Raw genomic sequence first — 1,306 nt, forward strand, 5'->3', positions numbered from 1 at the left:
GTGTTATGGTGACCGCCATATATTTTACGCTGATCCACGAATAGCCACCTATTCCCTGACAGTATGCAATGACCAGCGCAACAAGACCGAGGACTGCACTCACACCATACACAGGAGCCGGAAGCTGTTTCTTCTCTGTCTCCGGTGTATCTACAAGGAGATCGCCTATCTGCTTTCTTGCAAGCTTACCGCTCAGTATGAGAAATGCTGCAAGCTTTATCGCTACAAATCCAACAGTTGTCAGTATGACTGCCTGCAGTGAAAATGATACGTGATGACCTATAACGCCAAGACCTACCAGTCTGGCTGTGAGAAGGCTGACCACCTCAGACATCAGGATCGCTATAGGAAGTCCGATGAGCAGAGCCACTACGCTGCTGCCCAGATCCTCCGCAATCAGCAGGGCAAAAAGCTTTGATCTCCTCATCCCCATCATTATATACATTCCAAGTTCGTGCCTCCGTCGTTCGAGCTGGTATTTGCTTGCATAGTATATAAGAAAGAACAACATGACCAGTGAAAATACATAGAACACCGCCGCTATCTGAAGAAGACTGTTCACCGCATCGCTTTCAAGACTTCTCAGGAATATCATCACATCCTGATGGGACAGCGCCAATATGATATAAAATGCCACTATGGACACGACCAGCGAAGCGAAGAACAGACCATTCTCTTTCCTGCTTCTCCGGCTGTTCCTCATTGCGAGTTTAAAGAACATTTGCGCTGCCTCCTCCCATCTGCGCCATCAGCTTGAGTATCCTCTCATAAAACTCCTGCTGTGACTCTCTCTCCATATCTCTTCTGAGCTCATGGAATATCCTGCCATCCTGTATGAAGAGTATCCTCTTGCAGAAGCTGGCCGCATTTGAGTCGTGGGTCACCATAAGTATGGTAGTGTTGTCATCCCTGTTCAGTCCCAACAGTTTCTCCATGAGTGCCTTTGCATTTCTTGAGTCGAGTGCTCCGGTCGGCTCGTCCGCAAGAATGATCCCCGGATTAAGTATGAGTGCTCTGGCGGCCGCAACCCTCTGTCTCTGACCACCAGACATCTGCGATGGGAATTTGTCAAGCACGTTATCTATCTCCAGATATGATGAAAGCTTTTCCAGTCTGTTTCTGCTCTCATCCTCGGATACACCGTGTATTGACAACGGAACCATAATGTTCTCTCTGCCTGTTAGATTGTCCAGAAGTTCAAAATTCTGGAACAGATAACCTATCTCCCTGCCTCTGTACTGCGCAAGCTTCGCACCTTTAAGCGCCTGTATCTCTTTGCCCTGAAGCTCTATGGTTCCGCTGTCAG

The 1,306-nt window shown here is 48.2% G+C and carries 2 protein-coding genes; both read right to left on the reverse strand.

The features are described 5' to 3' along the window. Positions 1–721 (reverse strand): FtsX-like permease family protein (locus ABUA34_RS14290; RefSeq protein WP_349823543.1); only part of this gene is annotated, 721 nt, incomplete at its 3' end. Then, a partial coding sequence (locus ABUA34_RS14295) for an ABC transporter ATP-binding protein (RefSeq protein WP_349823544.1) occupies positions 711–1,306 on the reverse strand: 596 nt, incomplete at its 5' end. The genes ABUA34_RS14295 and ABUA34_RS14290, both read right to left, overlap by 11 nt.

Source organism: Coprococcus sp. RTP21428st1_C9_RTP21428_210409 (assembly GCF_040227395.1).
GTDB classification, from domain to species: domain Bacteria; phylum Bacillota; class Clostridia; order Lachnospirales; family Lachnospiraceae; genus Coprococcus; species Coprococcus aceti.